This window comes from Streptomyces chrestomyceticus JCM 4735 (assembly GCF_003865135.1).
Lineage (GTDB): Bacteria > Actinomycetota > Actinomycetes > Streptomycetales > Streptomycetaceae > Streptomyces > Streptomyces chrestomyceticus.
On sequence record NZ_BHZC01000001.1, the window covers coordinates 7,958,192 to 7,971,352 of the forward strand.

Here is a 13,161-nt window from a genome sequence, read left to right on the forward strand (position 1 = left end):
TACGGCCCAGGACCGCAGCGCCGACACGGGCCTCAGCGCCGACATGAGTACGGGCGCCTCCTCCGGCCCCGTCCCCGAACGCGCCGACGTCGTGATCGTCGGCGGCGGCGTGCTCGGGGCGAGCATCGCGTTCCACCTGGCGGAGGCCGGGGCCGGCGGCGTCCTGCTGCTGGAGCGCGACCGGCCCGCCGCCGGGTCCTCGGGCAAGCCCATCGGCGGCGTACGCGCCCAGTTCTCCGACCCGCTCAACATCCGCATCGGCCGGCGCAGCCTGGAGGCGTGGCGGGCGTTCGGCGAGCGGCCCGGCGCCGACATCGGGTTCGAGAGCGTGGGCTACCTCTTCCTCCTCGGCGACGCCACCGAACGCGCCCTGTTCGAGGAGGGGGTGGCGGCACAGAACGCGCTCGGGGTGCCCAGCCGGATCATCGGCCCGGCCGAGGCCGCCGCGCTGTGCCCGTACCTCGACCCGGACGGCATCGTCGCCGCCGCGTACTGCCCGACCGACGGGTACGCGCTGCCGAGGGAGGCGGTGACCGGCTATCTGCGCGCGGCCGTCCGGCACGGCGCGGAGATCCGTACGCACTGCCCCGTCACCGCGATCGAGACGCGCGGCGGCGCCCTCGAAGCCGTACGGACGCCGCGCGGCACCGTCCGCACCACCACGGTCATCTGCTGTGCGGGCGCCTGGTCCGCCGAGGTCGGCGCGATGGCCGGGGTGCGGCTGCCGGTGACCCCGGTGCGCCGCCAGATCGCCTTCACCGGACCGCTGGACGCCCCACCGCCCCGTATCCCGTTCACCCTCGACTTCGGCTCCACCGCCTACTTCCACAACGACGGCGCGGGCGGGCTGCTGCTCGGCATGTCGGACCCGCGCCAGGAGCCGGGCTTCGGACGGGAGTTCAGCCGGGAGTGGCTGGCGCCCTTCCGTGAGGCCGTCGGCCGCCGGGCGCCCGCCCTGGCCGCGATGCCGGTCAGCCACGGCTGGGCGGGGCTCTACGAGACCACCCCCGACAACAACGCCCTCATCGGCGAGGCCGCCGACGTGCCCCGCTTCCTGTACGCCACCGGGTTCTCCGGCCACGGCTTCCTCCAGGCGCCCGCCGTGGGGGAGCTGGTCCGCGATCTCTACCTGGGCAGGGAACCGTTCCTGGACGTCGGTCCGCTCGCCGCCACGCGGTTCGACGCCCGGCCCGCCGGTACGGGGGAGGAGGGGGACGTACGGCACGGCGGCGCCCGCCCGGAAGCCCACATCATCTGACGCCCGGCACACGCTCAGGAGGACCGTATGATCCCCACCTGGCGGCTGCGCGCCGCCTTCGCCCGCCGGCTCTCCGCCATGTACGGCGCCGAAGTCCCCGCGTACACCACCCTCCTGGAGGTGACGGGCGAGGTGAACGACGAGGTCGCGCGCCGCGACCCGGACGCCGGGCGGCTGGGCGGCATCGAGCGGGTCACCGCGGAGCGGCACGGCGCCATCCGCGTCGGCACGCCCCGCGAACTGCGCCAGGCGGCCCAGGTGTTCGCCGCCCTGGGGATGCGCCCGGTGGGTTTCTACGACCTGCGGGACGCCACCACGAGCGCGGTCCCGGTGGTCTCCACCGCCTTCCGCCCCGTCGAGCCCGAAGAGCTGGACCGCAACCCCTTCCGCGTCTTCACCTCGATGCTCACCACCGCCGACCGCCGGTTCTTCGACGCCGGACTCCAGGCCCGGCTGGAGACCTTCCTGGACCGCCGCACCCTCTTCCCGCCCGAACTGCTCACCCTCGCCGAGCGCGCCGAACGCGAGCACGGCCTCGCGCCGGAACCGGCGGAACGCTTCCTCACGCTGGCGGTCGCCGCCTTCGAACTGTCCCCCGAGCCGGTGGACCGCGCCTGGTACCGCGAACTGGCCCGGATCTCCGCCGTCGCCGCCGACATCGGCGGCGTCACCAGCACCCACGTCAACCACCTCACCCCACGCGTCCTGGACATCGACGCGCTCTACCGGCGGATGGCGGACCGCGGCATCACCATGATCGACGAGATCCAGGGGCCGCCCCGCTGGGACGGCCCCGACGTCCTGCTGCGGCAGACCTCCTTCCGCGCGCTGGACGAACCCCGCGCCTTCCGCGAGCCGGACGGCAGCGTGACCACCGGCGCCCTGCGGGTGCGGTTCGGCGAGGTCGAGGCGCGCGGCATCGCCCTGAGCCGTACCGGCCGCGCCCGCTACGACGCGCTCGTCACGGAGACGGACCGGCGGCTCGCCGCAGCGGCGGACGAAGGCGACGGCGGCGGACCCACCACCCGGCAGGACGTGGCCCGCCCTCTCTGGGAGGCCGGTTTCCCGCGCTCGGAACAGCGGCTCGCCGCCGAAGGGCTGGGCTACTTCACGTACGCTCCAACAGCCGGCCGCCCGCGCGACGGGCAGCACCCGCCCGCCGACCTGGCCGGACTGCTGGAACACGGCTGGCTCACCGCCCGCCCGATCGTCTACGAGGACTTCCTGCCCCGCTCGGCCGCCGGGATCTTCACCTCCAACCTGACCGGACAGGGCACCCGGGACACCGCCCGCACCGGAACGCCCTACGACGAACACCGGCTCGCCGAAGCCCTCGGCCGTCCCGTGCACGACCCCTTCCAGATCTACGCCGCACAGCAGGACGCGTCCCTGCGGCGGGCACTGGAGGCGCTGGGCGCGGACGACGCCCTCCGCAAGCTGAGTCCCACCTGACGGCTGTGCCGACTCCCTACCCGCACCGGCCCCGCCGAGCCGCCCCGCCCCGTCACCTCCCCCGCGCCGAAGGAGCCACCCGCCGTGAGCACCCGCACCCAGCTCCCCAGCACCGCAGAACTCCGTGACCTGGCCGCCGACCGGCTGCGCCGTTGCGGCGTCGCCACCGTCCCGGAGGGCACCCGGATCACCGCCCGTACGCCGCTCACCGGCGGCGTCCTCTACCGGCTGCCCGCCGCCACCGCGGAACAGACCGACGCGGCCGTCGCCGCCGCCGAAGCGGCGTTCCAGGAGTGGCGCACCGTCCCCGCTCCGCAGCGGGGCGCCCTGGTCAAACGGTTCGGCGAACTGCTCACCGAGCACCAGGACGCACTCGCCGACCTCGTCACCGTCGAAGCCGGCAAGATCCGGTCCGAAGCGCTCGGCGAGGTACGGGAGATGACCGACGTCTGCGACTTCGCGGTGGGGCTGTCCCGGCAGCTCTACGGACGCACGATGGCCAGCGAACGCCCCGGCCACCGCCTCGCGGAGACCTGGCACCCGCTCGGCGTGACCGCTGTCCTGTCCGCCTTCAACTTCCCGGTCGCCGTCTGGTCCTGGAACACCGCCGTCGCCCTGGTCTGCGGCGACCCGGTCGTGTGGAAGCCCTCCGAGCTGACCCCGCTGACCGCGCTGGCCTGCGACGCCCTGCTGGCCCGCGCCATCGCCGACACGGGCGCGCCGGCCGCGCTGCACCGGCTGCTCCTCGGCGACCGGGAGACCGGTGCGCTGCTCGCCGACGACCCGCGCGTCGCGCTGCTCAGCGCGACCGGCTCGGTGCGGATGGGACGTGCGGTGGCGCCGCGGGTGGCCGCCCGCTTCGGCCGCTGCCTGCTGGAACTCGGCGGCAACAACGCCGCCGTGGTCACCCCGTCCGCCGACCTGGACCTCGCGGTACGCGGCATCGTCTTCTCCGCCGCGGGCACCGCGGGCCAGCGCTGTACGACCCTGCGCCGGCTGATCGTGCACGAGGACGTCGCGGACCGCCTGACCGAGAAGATCGTGCACGCCTACGGACAACTGCCGGTCGGCAACCCCTTCGACGCCGGCACCCTCGTCGGACCGCTGATCAGCCCCGCCGCCCACGCGGCCATGGCCAAGGCGCTGGACACGGCGCGGGACGACGGCGGCACCGTCCTCACCGGCGGTGAACCGCACCTCACCGACCAGGCACCGGACGCCGCCTACGTGAGCCCGGCGGTCGTACGGATGCCGGCGCAGACCGAGGTCGTCCGCACCGAGACCTTCGCGCCCGTCCTGTACGTGCTGACCTATCGCACCTTCGAGGAGGCCGTCGCCCTGCACAACGGCGTGCCGCAGGGCCTGTCGTCCAGCGTCTTCACCCGGGACCAGCGGGAGGCCGAGCGTTTCCTGGCCGCCGACGGCTCCGACTGCGGCATCGTCAACGTCAACATCGGTACGTCGGGCGCGGAGATCGGCGGCGCCTTCGGTGGGGAGAAGGAGACCGGCGGCGGCCGGGAGTCCGGCTCGGACGCCTGGCGGGCGTACATGCGCCGGGTCACCACCACCGTCAACTACTCGGACGCCCTGCCGCTGGCGCAGGGCGTGAGCTTCCTCTAGAGCCGCCGCGGGCCCGTGGGCCGGGTGTCCGTCCGGCCCTCCGGGCGCGGCGCCCGTCCGGCCCTCAGTTGAGGGTCCGGGCGGGCAGCAGCCGTTCGATGACGACGAAACGCTCGTCGAGCGGTGCGAGCCGCAGCAGCCGGCGGACCACGGGGCGCGGTCCGAGCAGCACCAGACGGCCACCTCGGTCGACCACCCGTTCCCGGAGCCGGCACAGCAGGGCCAGGCCGCTGCAGTCCATGAACGTGACCTGGCCGAGGTTCACGACGACGGTGCCGGGCCGGGGCGGCAACGCCTCACCGAGGACGGGTTGCAAGGTCAGCGCCAAGGCGAGATCGAGTTCTCCCTTGAGCGCGAGCACGAACTGGTCCCCGACCGCGTACGTGAGCAGTGCCGCGTCGGCGGTGCGTTCGGTCATGGCGCCCCCCACCGGTTGCGCAGGCCGCAGAGCGGCAGCTGGCTGTTGGCACCGGGGGCCGGGGTGCAGAAAAACCGTAGCGGGGCGCGTATGGGGAGAATCGATCAGGCAAGGTTGCATCCCTCGAACGGGTGAAGCCTTGCGTTAGCTCTTGACAGATGCTCCGGGACGGCCATGCGCCCCGGGCCGGACGCCTCGACAGGGGCGCCCGGCCCGGGGCGGCACGTGATCAGGACTGCGGCGGCTGGTCCTGGCCCTGATCCTGGTCGAACTGGCCTTTGAGCTTGTCCTGGGCCGTGTCGACCTGGCCGCTGTACTTGCCCTGAGTCTTGTCGTCGACGAAGTCGCCGGCCTTGTCGACGCCCTTGCCGGCCTGGTCCTCGTGGCCCTTCAGCATCTGCTTGAGCTTGTCCAACACGGACATGAGTCGTCCTCCTCGCCACTGACGCCCCCACCTCTCCAGGGTCACCGGGTCGGGCCGGATCCGCATCCGGGGTGCCGCGCGCCCGTGTGTGGCGGGCCCCAGGTGCCGGGAGCGCCGCCGGGACTAGCGGCCCTGGAGCGTGCGCACGGGGATCAGACAGTGCGCGGAACTCTTGATCACACCCTCGTCGCCCGCGAAGGCCCGCAGCGTGTCCTCGCTGACCGGCCCGCCCGGCTTCGCCTCCGGCCACGGCCGGGTGGCGAACATGCCGTACACCTGCCCCCGGTGGTCCGCCGCCGCCAGCCACTCCGGCGGCACCGGGCACTGCGCGCTGAAGATCGGCATCGTCAGCACCGCCCGCCCGGCCTCGACGATCAGCGTCAGCGGGAGGGAGGGGGTGCGGGAGGCGTCCTGGAGCTCGCCGCCGACCAGCAGCCCGGCCTGGCTGAGCATGGTGCCCATGACCTCGGTCCCGGTCTCCGGGCCGTCCTTGCCGTCGCCGAGGGAGTAGGTGAGCAGGAAGGGTACGTCGTGACCGTCCTCGGGGTGGGCGCCGCTCCAGCCGATCATCATGAGGGTGCCCAACTGGCTGTACGGAGGGTTGCCGGTGGTGGCCTGGGATGTGGTCATGGCGGGCACCTTAGTGACCTTCGCAGGCCGTCGTCCGCGCGCTTCACCCGGTTGGCGGAGCCTCGCCGGCATCCCAGCCGAACGAGGTCCGGACGGTCACCCGTACCGGCGACCCCGAGGGGTCCGTACGCCACGTGCGCGTCGTGGCATCGGCCGGGGGAGCGGCGCCCGTACGGCCGGGAGGGCGGCCCGGGGGCGACGGCGGCCGGTTCGCGCGTCCCGGGCGCGGGCACCATGACGGCAGGCCCGGCAGCGGCACGGGACACGGTGCTCCCGGCGGGCCCGGTGCCGGAATTTGGTGCCGGGGCCCGGTGCCGGCACCCGGAGCCGGAGGGGAGTGGGGCCCGATGGACCTTTCCGAGGTGGAGTACCACGACCCCGACGACGCGTCGGGCGCGGCGGCGATGGCCGACTACGCCCGGCTGGCCTGCGAACTGACCGGTATGGACCCCCGATACGGCATACCGGCGCTGGTCACGATCGCGCGGCGGGAGTCCTCGTACAACCACCCGCGCTGGCGGGTGAACACCACCGACGGCAACGCCTGGGGCCCGGTCATGTCCGACGGGCATCCGCGCAACTGCTCCCGCGGCGCCACCCAGTGCGTTCCGCCGACCTTCGCCGCGTACCACCGGTGCGGCACCGCCCGTACGCCGTACGACGTGGTGGCCTGCATGACCGCGACCATCGGGTACGTCCGCGACCGGTACGGCGTCGACGAGTCCGGTTCGAACTTCGCGGACCGGGTGCAGCAGGCCGACCCGACCCGGCCGCCGAAGGGGTACTGAAGCGGTGCCCGCGGCTGTGGGGAGCGGGCGGCTCAGGCGATGGCGCCTTCCGTCCAGGCGCGGGTGAGGATCTCGTCCACGGTCTGCTCGACGGTCTGGTGCGTGGTGTCCAGCCACAGCCCGATCGGCGGGGTGTGCTCGCGCAGCGCCGTGTCGAGGTCACGCACGCTCCAGCCGGGCCCGTACGCCGTCTTGGCCCGGGCCGCCTCCCGCTCCTCGACCACCGACGGGTCCGGGGTCAGCACCACCACCGCCAGCGGGCGGGTCCTGATGTGCTCGGCCATCTCGGTCAGATGCTCGCCGAGCAGGATGTCCTGCGCGATCACGGTGAATCCGGCCTGGGCGTACTGGTCGGCGCAGACGGCGGTCAGCCGGTGCCGCAGCCGCAACTGTGCGAGGGCCGACGCGCCGGCGTCGGGCGTCATCTCCTCCCGCCCCCGGACGACCATGCGCCGGAACGTGTCACCGCGCAGGTGCACCGACCGCGCCAGCCGCTCGGCGAGCGCCTGCGCCACGGTCGACTTCCCGGCGGCCTGAATACCCGTCAGGACCACGACCCCAGGGCCGAGCCACGGTCCCTGGGGCGCGGCGGGCGCGCTGTCGGTGGAGTGTGCCGTCATGGGGTCGGCTGCCTTTCCGCGCGGGGTTCCGGCCGGTCGCGGGGCCGCCGGGGGCGCCCCGCCGGGGCATCGTAACGCCCGTGCCGATCGTGTCGGACGCCTGCCGGGTCCGCTGTCCGTCCCGCGCTGTCCGCCCGTATCGGTCCGTCCGCCGCCGTCCGTCACGGTCGGTCCGTCGTCGCGGTCAGTCCGTAGCCGTCAGCCCGTCGATCATGCGGTTGAGGAGCCGGTCGAAGGTCGCGTCGGGGGAGGACGTGCCGCCCGGCGCCGTCAGGGCCTCGGCGGCCTTCGGGCAGGCGTCCGTGACGGCGGCGGAGCGCAGATAGCGGGCCTGCGCGTCGTGGAAGGCGCGGTCGGTGGCGCCGGCCGCCGCTTCCTGGGCGTGCTCGTGGGTGACATGGCTCGCCACGAAGCCGGAGAGCAGGCTGAAGATTTCGAGTGCCGCCGGGGCGCCGAGTCCCGTGGGGGTGAGGACGGCGAGGGCGTGCTCCAGGGCGGCGAGGGTGTTCGGGCCGAACGTCCGCTGTGCGGGCAGCGCCGTGGGCAGCCACGGGTGGCGCCGCATCAGCGCGCGCTGCTCGCGGAAGAAGTGCCGCAGGTCCGCGCGCCAGTCGCCGGACGGTCCGGACGGCAGCCGGTGTTCCCCGGCGACCTGGTCGATCATCAGCTCCAGCAGCGTCTCCTTGTCGGGGACGTAGCTGTAGAGCGACATGGTGCCGGCCCCGATCCGGGCCGCGACCGCGCGCATGGTGACCGCGCCGAGCCCTTCGGCGTCGGCGAGGGCGACGGCCGCGGCGGTGATCTCGGCCCGGCTGTGCGCCGGGGGACGGCCGCGCCGGGGGCGTTCGGCCGGTGCCCAGAGCGCCTCCGGGTCCACTCCGGCGGTACGGCCGGATGTGCCTGTACGGGTCACGGCAACCTCTCTCTGCTGTCCGCCGCCATCCAATCATCCGCTATTCTCGTACGTAGTACGGGAAATGGATCCGCGCCGGGACGAGCAGTCCGCACCAGGAATCGAGGCACCGTGACGACAACGACGCACCACCTCACCGCGAAGAAGCCGCCCCTGTCGGCCCGGGCGCTGCGGCGCACCCTGCGCGGCATGCCCGACCGGCGCCATGACGTCGCCTTCGAAGCCGGACTCGTGGTGCCCGCCGCCGACGGCAGCCCACTGCTGACCGACCACTACTTCCCCGCGCGGCCGGTGACTTCCCCACCCTGCTGGTCCGCTCGCCGTACGGCCGCGGCATCCCGTGGGCGCCGATGTTCGGCATCCTCTTCGCCGAACAGGGCTTCCACGTCGTCCTGCAGAGCAGCCGCGGCACCGGAGGGTCCGGCGGCACCCCCGCCCTGTGGCAGCACGAGGCCGCCGACGGCCGGGCGGCCGTCGCGTGGCTGCGCCGGCAGCCCTGGTTCACCGGCGTCCTCGGCACGCTGGGGCCCAGCGCCATGGGATACACGCAGTGGGCGCTCGCCACCGACCCGCCGCCGGAGCTGAAGGCGATGGTGGTCCAGGTCGGCGTGCACGATTGGCGCGGCTTCTTCTATCCCTCGGGCCACCCGGGTCCGTTCGCCTTGGAGAGCTCCCTCGTCTCGGCGGTCGGCCGGCTGCACTACGGCCGGGGTGCCCTGGCCATGGTGCGGGCCGGGCTGCGCCTGCAACGCCACCTCCGGAGAATCGCCCGGACGCTGCCGCTCGGTGAGGCGTATGTGCCCGGCTTCGGCGGCCGGGTGCCGTTCCTGGACGAGGCGATGGCCCGGCCCGATCCGGAGGACGCCCGCTGGGAAGGTGCGGACGCCGGTGCGGCGGGCGCGCGGGTGGCCGTACCGACCAGCCTGATCACGGGCTGGCACGACCTGTGCCTCGGCCAGACGCTCCAGCAGTACGACCGGCTGCGCCGCGCCGGGTGCGAGACCTCTCTGCTCATCGGCCCCTGGACGCACAACTCCGCGATGGAGCAGGGCTGGCCGGAAGTCTTCGCCGAAACCCTCGCCTGGCTCCGGGCCCACCTGTGCGACGACGCGTCCGGCCTACGCGGCACCCGGGTGCGCGTCCATGTGGGAGGGCGTCAGGAGTGGCGGGACCTGTCCGACTGGCCCCCGGCGGCGACGGAGCGGCGCTGGTATCTCGACGGGCATGACGATGGCGCACTGACCGCCAGCGCCCCCAAGGGCGCGCCACCGCTCTCCTTCCGCTACGACCCGGCCGACCCGACGCCCTCGGTAGGCGGCCCCCTGTTGAGCCGGGCCGTCGGCCCCCGGGACAACACCGCCTTGGAGGCCCGCGACGACGTCCTGACCTTCACCACCCCGCCGCTCACCGAGCCGCTCGACGTCCTCGGTGCGGTCGCCGTGGCACTGCGGGTCACGACGGACACCGGGCACGCCGATGTCTTCGCCCGGCTCTGCGACGTGGACGAGCGGGGGCGGTCGGTCAACGTCTGCGACGGGATACGGCGCCTGGAGCCCGCCACGGCCGCAGACGCGTCCGGCCCGGCGGAGGTGACGGTGGCGATGAGCCCCACCGCCCACTCCTTCGCCGCCGGACACCGCGTCCGCCTCCAGATCAGTGGCGGCGCCCACCCGCGCTTCGCCCGCAACACCGGGACGGGTGAGCCCCTGCCGGCGGCCACCCGGCTGGTGCCTGTCGTCATCTCGCTGCACCACCCGTCGGCGCTGGTGCTGCCGCAGGCTGATCCCGGTACGGAGCGGGCGCGCTCTCAGACGAAGAAGGCGTTCATGCCGTCCACGTCGGACAGGTAGGTCTCGATGGCCGCGATCTTCCCGTCGCGCACGGTGCACACCGTGGACAGGTGCTCGTCCAGGACCAGGTCGCCGCGCTGCGCGGTGTTGTGCAGGGACAGCGCCATGTTGCGGGGGCTGACGAGGATGTGCAGCAGGGTGAAGTTCAGGCCGTACCCGGCGATCTTGCGGGCACGTTCGACGACGCCGTCCGCGCCGTGCGCCGTCCCGGAGATCGTGTTGTCGCCGGGCAGCTCCCAGGTCGCGTCCTCGTGCAGCAGGGAGCGGATGGTGTCCCAGTCGGCGGTGACGAGCGCGGCGTGGAACTGCTTGCCGAGGGAGTAGTTGTCCTCGTAGACGGTCATGAGGGCTCCTTCACGCGGGAGGGTGCGGGCAGGCCGGTCCGGGTGGGTCGGCCTGCCCGTCAGTTCGTATGTTCTAGAACAGTAGCAAAGTGGGAGAGGGAAAGGTGTGACGGGGAGGGTAGGCAGGCGGGCCGCGTGTCGGTCCGTCCGCGTACGCTCGGGGCATGGCCGTACTGAGTCACCCCGACCGTGCCGAACTACGCATCGCGGACGTCCTGGAGGCGTTCGCGCACCCGATCCGGCTGCGCATCGTGCACCGGCTCGCCCACGGTGCCGAGCGCTCCTGCGGCGAGCTGCTGCCCGAAGTGTCCAAATCCACCGCCAGTCACCACTGGCGTGTGCTGCGCGAGAGCGGCGTGCTCCACCAGCGGCGGGAAGGCCGTCGCCTGGTGATGCACCTGCGGCGCGAGGACTTGGAGGCGCGCTTCCCCGGGTTGCTGGACGTGGTGCTGGCGGCTGCCGGGGACGATCCCGAGGTGGTCATGGGGGAGCGCGAGAAGGCCGCCGGGGCGCTGGGCTCCTGACGGGTGCTCCGTGTTGTCGGCATCTCGTCCGGATGGTCCGTTCGGCGCGGTTTGTCCGTAGGGGGCGCGCCGCATGAGAGCCTGACGGCCGGGTACCGGCGAGGCCGGAGGTGAGCGCATGTCCGGTGCGGCGAAACCGTCCGGGGTGACGGCTGCGGCCGTCGAACTGGCCGTCTGGTGGGCCGTCCTGGCCGCGCTGTGGCTGGTGCTGGTCAGCAGCCTCGATCTGCTGGAGTGCCTGGTCGGCGCGGCGGCCGCCCTGCTCGGCGCGTGCGCCGCCCGCGCGGCTCGCAGGGCCGCCACCCAAGGCTCCGCGCACACCGGCCCGGCGGAAGGCCGACAGCGGTGAACGGCTGGCTGCTCGCCGCCGCGCTGCTGCTCCTCGTCGGCTTCGCCCCCACCGTGTGGGGCGCGGCGAGCGGGCCCGTACGGCGGCGGGTCATGGCGCAGAACCTCGCGACGCTCGTCGCCTGCCTCGCCGTGCTGCTGCTCGCCCAGGGCTACGCACGTCCGTCGTACGTCGACCTCGGCCTCGTCCTCGCCGTCCTCGGTCCCGCCGGAACGCTCGTCTACGCCCGGCTGCTCGCCGACGAACTGGCCGGGCAGCCGGTGCGCGACCGGGTCGCCCGCGCCCTCGACCGCGCCATGACGCCGCTCGCGGCCCTCTCCGTACCCCTGGTGGTGCTGCCGCTGTGTGTCGCGGCCGGGCCCGGCCGGGCGATGGTGAAGCTGTTGGTCATCGGGGTGCTGCTGGTCGGCGGGAATGTCGTGTCCTCGCGCGCGCTGTCGGGGCGGTGGGCCGGGGAGAAAGCCGGGCAGCAACCCGGCCGGCATCCCGGGCACAAGGCCGGTGCGGCCGATGAATGACGTCCTGATCGTGCTGGCCCTGTCGCTGGTGGCGGCGGCCGCGACCGCCGCCGTACTGGCCCGCGACCCGGTGCGGCAGTCCACCGTACTGGCCTTGCTCGGCCTCGCCCTCGCGCTCCTCTTCGCCGTCCTCCAGGCGCCGGACGTCGCGCTCTCCCAACTCGCGGTCGGCTCCGTCCTCACCCCGCTGATGGTGCTGCTCTCGGTGCGGAAGGTGCGGCGCAAGGGCCGGGCGGACGGCCGTGAGCGGGACACCGGAAGCGCGGGGCAGACCGGAAGCGCGGGGGAGGGGGAACGGCGGTGAGCAGGCGGGTCCGGATGTGGGTGCTGGTCCTCGGCGGCCTGGGCGTGGCGGCCCTGCTGTTCGCCGCGAGCCTGGACCTGCCGGAGTTCGGCGGCGACCGGCACCCGTACGGCGCGCGGGCCGTCGAGGCCGCCCTCGCCCGGCACACCGCCAACGTCGTCTCGGCGGTCAACTTCGACCAGCGGGCGTTCGACACCCTCGGCGAGGAATCGATCCTCTTCTGTGCGGCGCTCGGCACCGTCGTCCTGCTCCGCCAGACCCGCGACGAGCACCGGGTACGCCCCGAACCGGCACGCGTCGCCCCGCCCGTACGCCGGTACGCGCTCGTCGCGCTCCCCGTCACCCTGCTCATCGGCCTGTACGTCGTCGCCCACGGCCAGCTCAGCCCCGGCGGCGGCTTCCAGGGCGGGGTGGTCGTCGCCACCGCCCTGCACCTGCTCTACATCGCCGTGGACTACCGCGCGCTGGAGCGGATCAGACCGGTCGGCCTGTACGCGACGGCGGACGCGGCCGGGGAGGCCGCCTATCTGCTGCTGGGCGCCGCCGGCCTGGTCGCCGGAACCGCCTACCTGACCAACTTCCTCCCGTACGGCACCTTCGGCACGCTCGCCTCCGGCGGCATGGTCCCACTGCTCAACGCGGCCGTCGGGGTGGAGGTCGCCGGCGGGGTCGTGGTGCTGCTGGCCTCCTTCCTCGACCAGGCGGTGGAGATCGAGGACGCGGCGGAGCGCACCGGCCCCGGAGAGACCCGTCACCCCGCCCCTCCGTCCCCGTCCGAGGAGAAGCCGACATGAGCGTGCTGCCGTATCTCGTCGCCGGCTGGATCTTCCTGATCGGCTGTTACGGGCTGGCCACCAGCCGCAACCTCATCCACGCCGTCGGCTGCCTCGCCGTCTGCCAGGCGTCCACGTACGTCCTGCTGCTCGCCGTCGGCTACCGGGACGGCGGTACCGCGCCGGTCTTCTCCGACCTGCGGCCCGGCGCCCGTCCGGTCGTCGATCCCGTCGTCCAGGCCCTGACCCTCACCGACGTGGTGGTGGGCGCGACGGTCACCGCGCTGCTGCTGGCCCTCGTCGTCCAGGTGGGCAAACGCCACGGCACCGTGAACCCGGACGAACTCTCGGAGCTGCGCGGGTGACCCCGGCCGGC

At 73.8% G+C, this 13,161-nt stretch carries 16 protein-coding genes and 1 pseudogene; 11 read left to right on the forward strand and 6 right to left on the reverse strand.

Annotated features, from left to right (window positions below; translation table 11 throughout):
* Positions 1–43: 43 nt before the first annotated feature.
* From EJG53_RS35005 to amaB, 3 genes are all read left to right on the forward strand, one after another.
* Positions 44–1,258, forward strand: coding sequence for an NAD(P)/FAD-dependent oxidoreductase (locus tag EJG53_RS35005; RefSeq protein WP_125049797.1), 1,215 nt, complete (start codon positions 44–46; stop codon positions 1,256–1,258).
* 27 nt (positions 1,259–1,285) lie between these two features.
* Positions 1,286–2,710: a 2-oxoadipate dioxygenase/decarboxylase gene (hglS, locus tag EJG53_RS35010; RefSeq protein ID WP_125048266.1), complete on the forward strand. Its 1,425-nt coding sequence runs from the start codon at positions 1,286–1,288 to the stop codon at positions 2,708–2,710.
* A gap of 84 nt (positions 2,711–2,794) precedes the next feature.
* On the forward strand, positions 2,795–4,330 hold the full coding sequence (gene amaB, locus EJG53_RS35015) for an L-piperidine-6-carboxylate dehydrogenase (protein ID WP_125048267.1): 1,536 nt from the start codon (positions 2,795–2,797) through the stop codon (positions 4,328–4,330).
* A gap of 64 nt (positions 4,331–4,394) precedes the next feature.
* On the opposite strand, the gene EJG53_RS35020 is transcribed toward amaB, so the two are convergent.
* The 3 genes from EJG53_RS35020 to EJG53_RS35030 all read right to left on the reverse strand — a co-directional run bounded on the left by EJG53_RS35020 (position 4,395) and on the right by EJG53_RS35030 (position 5,802).
* Positions 4,395–4,748, reverse strand: coding sequence for an STAS domain-containing protein (locus tag EJG53_RS35020; protein ID WP_050510594.1), 354 nt, complete (start codon positions 4,746–4,748; stop codon positions 4,395–4,397).
* 229 nt (positions 4,749–4,977) lie between these two features.
* Positions 4,978–5,172 carry an antitoxin gene (locus EJG53_RS35025; RefSeq protein ID WP_125048269.1) on the reverse strand — a complete coding sequence of 65 codons (195 nt, stop codon included), beginning with the start codon at positions 5,170–5,172 and terminating at the stop codon, positions 4,978–4,980.
* Between the two features lie 123 nt (positions 5,173–5,295).
* A complete protein-coding gene (locus EJG53_RS35030; RefSeq protein WP_125048270.1) occupies positions 5,296–5,802 on the reverse strand; it encodes a DUF5949 family protein in 507 nt (168 codons plus the stop codon).
* Positions 5,803–6,149: 347 nt separating this feature from the next.
* Here EJG53_RS35030 and EJG53_RS35035 point away from each other — a divergent pair, with 347 nt between their 5' ends.
* Positions 6,150–6,590, forward strand: a complete 441-nt coding sequence (locus EJG53_RS35035; protein WP_050510595.1) for a lysozyme family protein — start codon at positions 6,150–6,152, stop codon at positions 6,588–6,590.
* A gap of 32 nt (positions 6,591–6,622) precedes the next feature.
* On the opposite strand, the gene EJG53_RS35040 is transcribed toward EJG53_RS35035, so the two are convergent.
* Positions 6,623–7,210 carry an AAA family ATPase gene (locus EJG53_RS35040; protein ID WP_125048271.1) on the reverse strand — a complete coding sequence of 196 codons (588 nt, stop codon included), beginning with the start codon at positions 7,208–7,210 and terminating at the stop codon, positions 6,623–6,625.
* A 184-nt stretch (positions 7,211–7,394) separates the two neighbouring features.
* On the reverse strand, positions 7,395–8,123 hold the full coding sequence (locus EJG53_RS35045) for a TetR/AcrR family transcriptional regulator (protein WP_371858758.1): 729 nt from the start codon (positions 8,121–8,123) through the stop codon (positions 7,395–7,397).
* Between the two features lie 189 nt (positions 8,124–8,312).
* Here EJG53_RS35045 and EJG53_RS35050 point away from each other — a divergent pair.
* Positions 8,313–9,973: pseudogene (locus EJG53_RS35050) on the forward strand (CocE/NonD family hydrolase).
* Here EJG53_RS35050 and EJG53_RS35055 read toward each other — a convergent pair.
* Positions 9,931–10,317: a nuclear transport factor 2 family protein gene (locus EJG53_RS35055; protein ID WP_031006447.1), complete on the reverse strand. Its 387-nt coding sequence runs from the start codon at positions 10,315–10,317 to the stop codon at positions 9,931–9,933. The pseudogene EJG53_RS35050 and the gene EJG53_RS35055 overlap by 43 nt on opposite strands.
* 164 nt (positions 10,318–10,481) lie before the next feature.
* Between EJG53_RS35055 and EJG53_RS35060 the strand changes: the two genes are divergently transcribed.
* The 6 genes from EJG53_RS35060 to EJG53_RS35085 all read left to right on the forward strand — a co-directional run bounded on the left by EJG53_RS35060 (position 10,482) and on the right by EJG53_RS35085 (position 13,150).
* Positions 10,482–10,841 carry an ArsR/SmtB family transcription factor gene (locus EJG53_RS35060; protein ID WP_125048272.1) on the forward strand — a complete coding sequence of 120 codons (360 nt, stop codon included), beginning with the start codon at positions 10,482–10,484 and terminating at the stop codon, positions 10,839–10,841.
* A 118-nt stretch (positions 10,842–10,959) separates the two neighbouring features.
* On the forward strand, positions 10,960–11,190 hold the full coding sequence (locus EJG53_RS35065) for a hypothetical protein (protein ID WP_125048273.1): 231 nt from the start codon (positions 10,960–10,962) through the stop codon (positions 11,188–11,190).
* On the forward strand, positions 11,187–11,708 hold the full coding sequence (locus tag EJG53_RS35070) for a monovalent cation/H+ antiporter complex subunit F (RefSeq protein WP_125048274.1): 522 nt from the start codon (positions 11,187–11,189) through the stop codon (positions 11,706–11,708). The genes EJG53_RS35065 and EJG53_RS35070 overlap by 4 nt, the downstream gene beginning before the upstream one ends.
* A complete protein-coding gene (locus tag EJG53_RS35075; protein WP_125048275.1) occupies positions 11,701–12,012 on the forward strand; it encodes a DUF4040 domain-containing protein in 312 nt (103 codons plus the stop codon). Before EJG53_RS35070 ends, EJG53_RS35075 begins: the two co-directional genes overlap by 8 nt.
* A complete protein-coding gene (gene mbhE, locus EJG53_RS35080; RefSeq protein WP_174856501.1) occupies positions 12,009–12,806 on the forward strand; it encodes a hydrogen gas-evolving membrane-bound hydrogenase subunit E in 798 nt (265 codons plus the stop codon). Before EJG53_RS35075 ends, mbhE begins: the two co-directional genes overlap by 4 nt.
* Positions 12,803–13,150, forward strand: a complete 348-nt coding sequence (locus EJG53_RS35085) for a sodium:proton antiporter (RefSeq protein ID WP_030017529.1) — start codon at positions 12,803–12,805, stop codon at positions 13,148–13,150. The genes mbhE and EJG53_RS35085 overlap by 4 nt, the downstream gene beginning before the upstream one ends.
* Positions 13,151–13,161 lie beyond the last annotated feature (11 nt).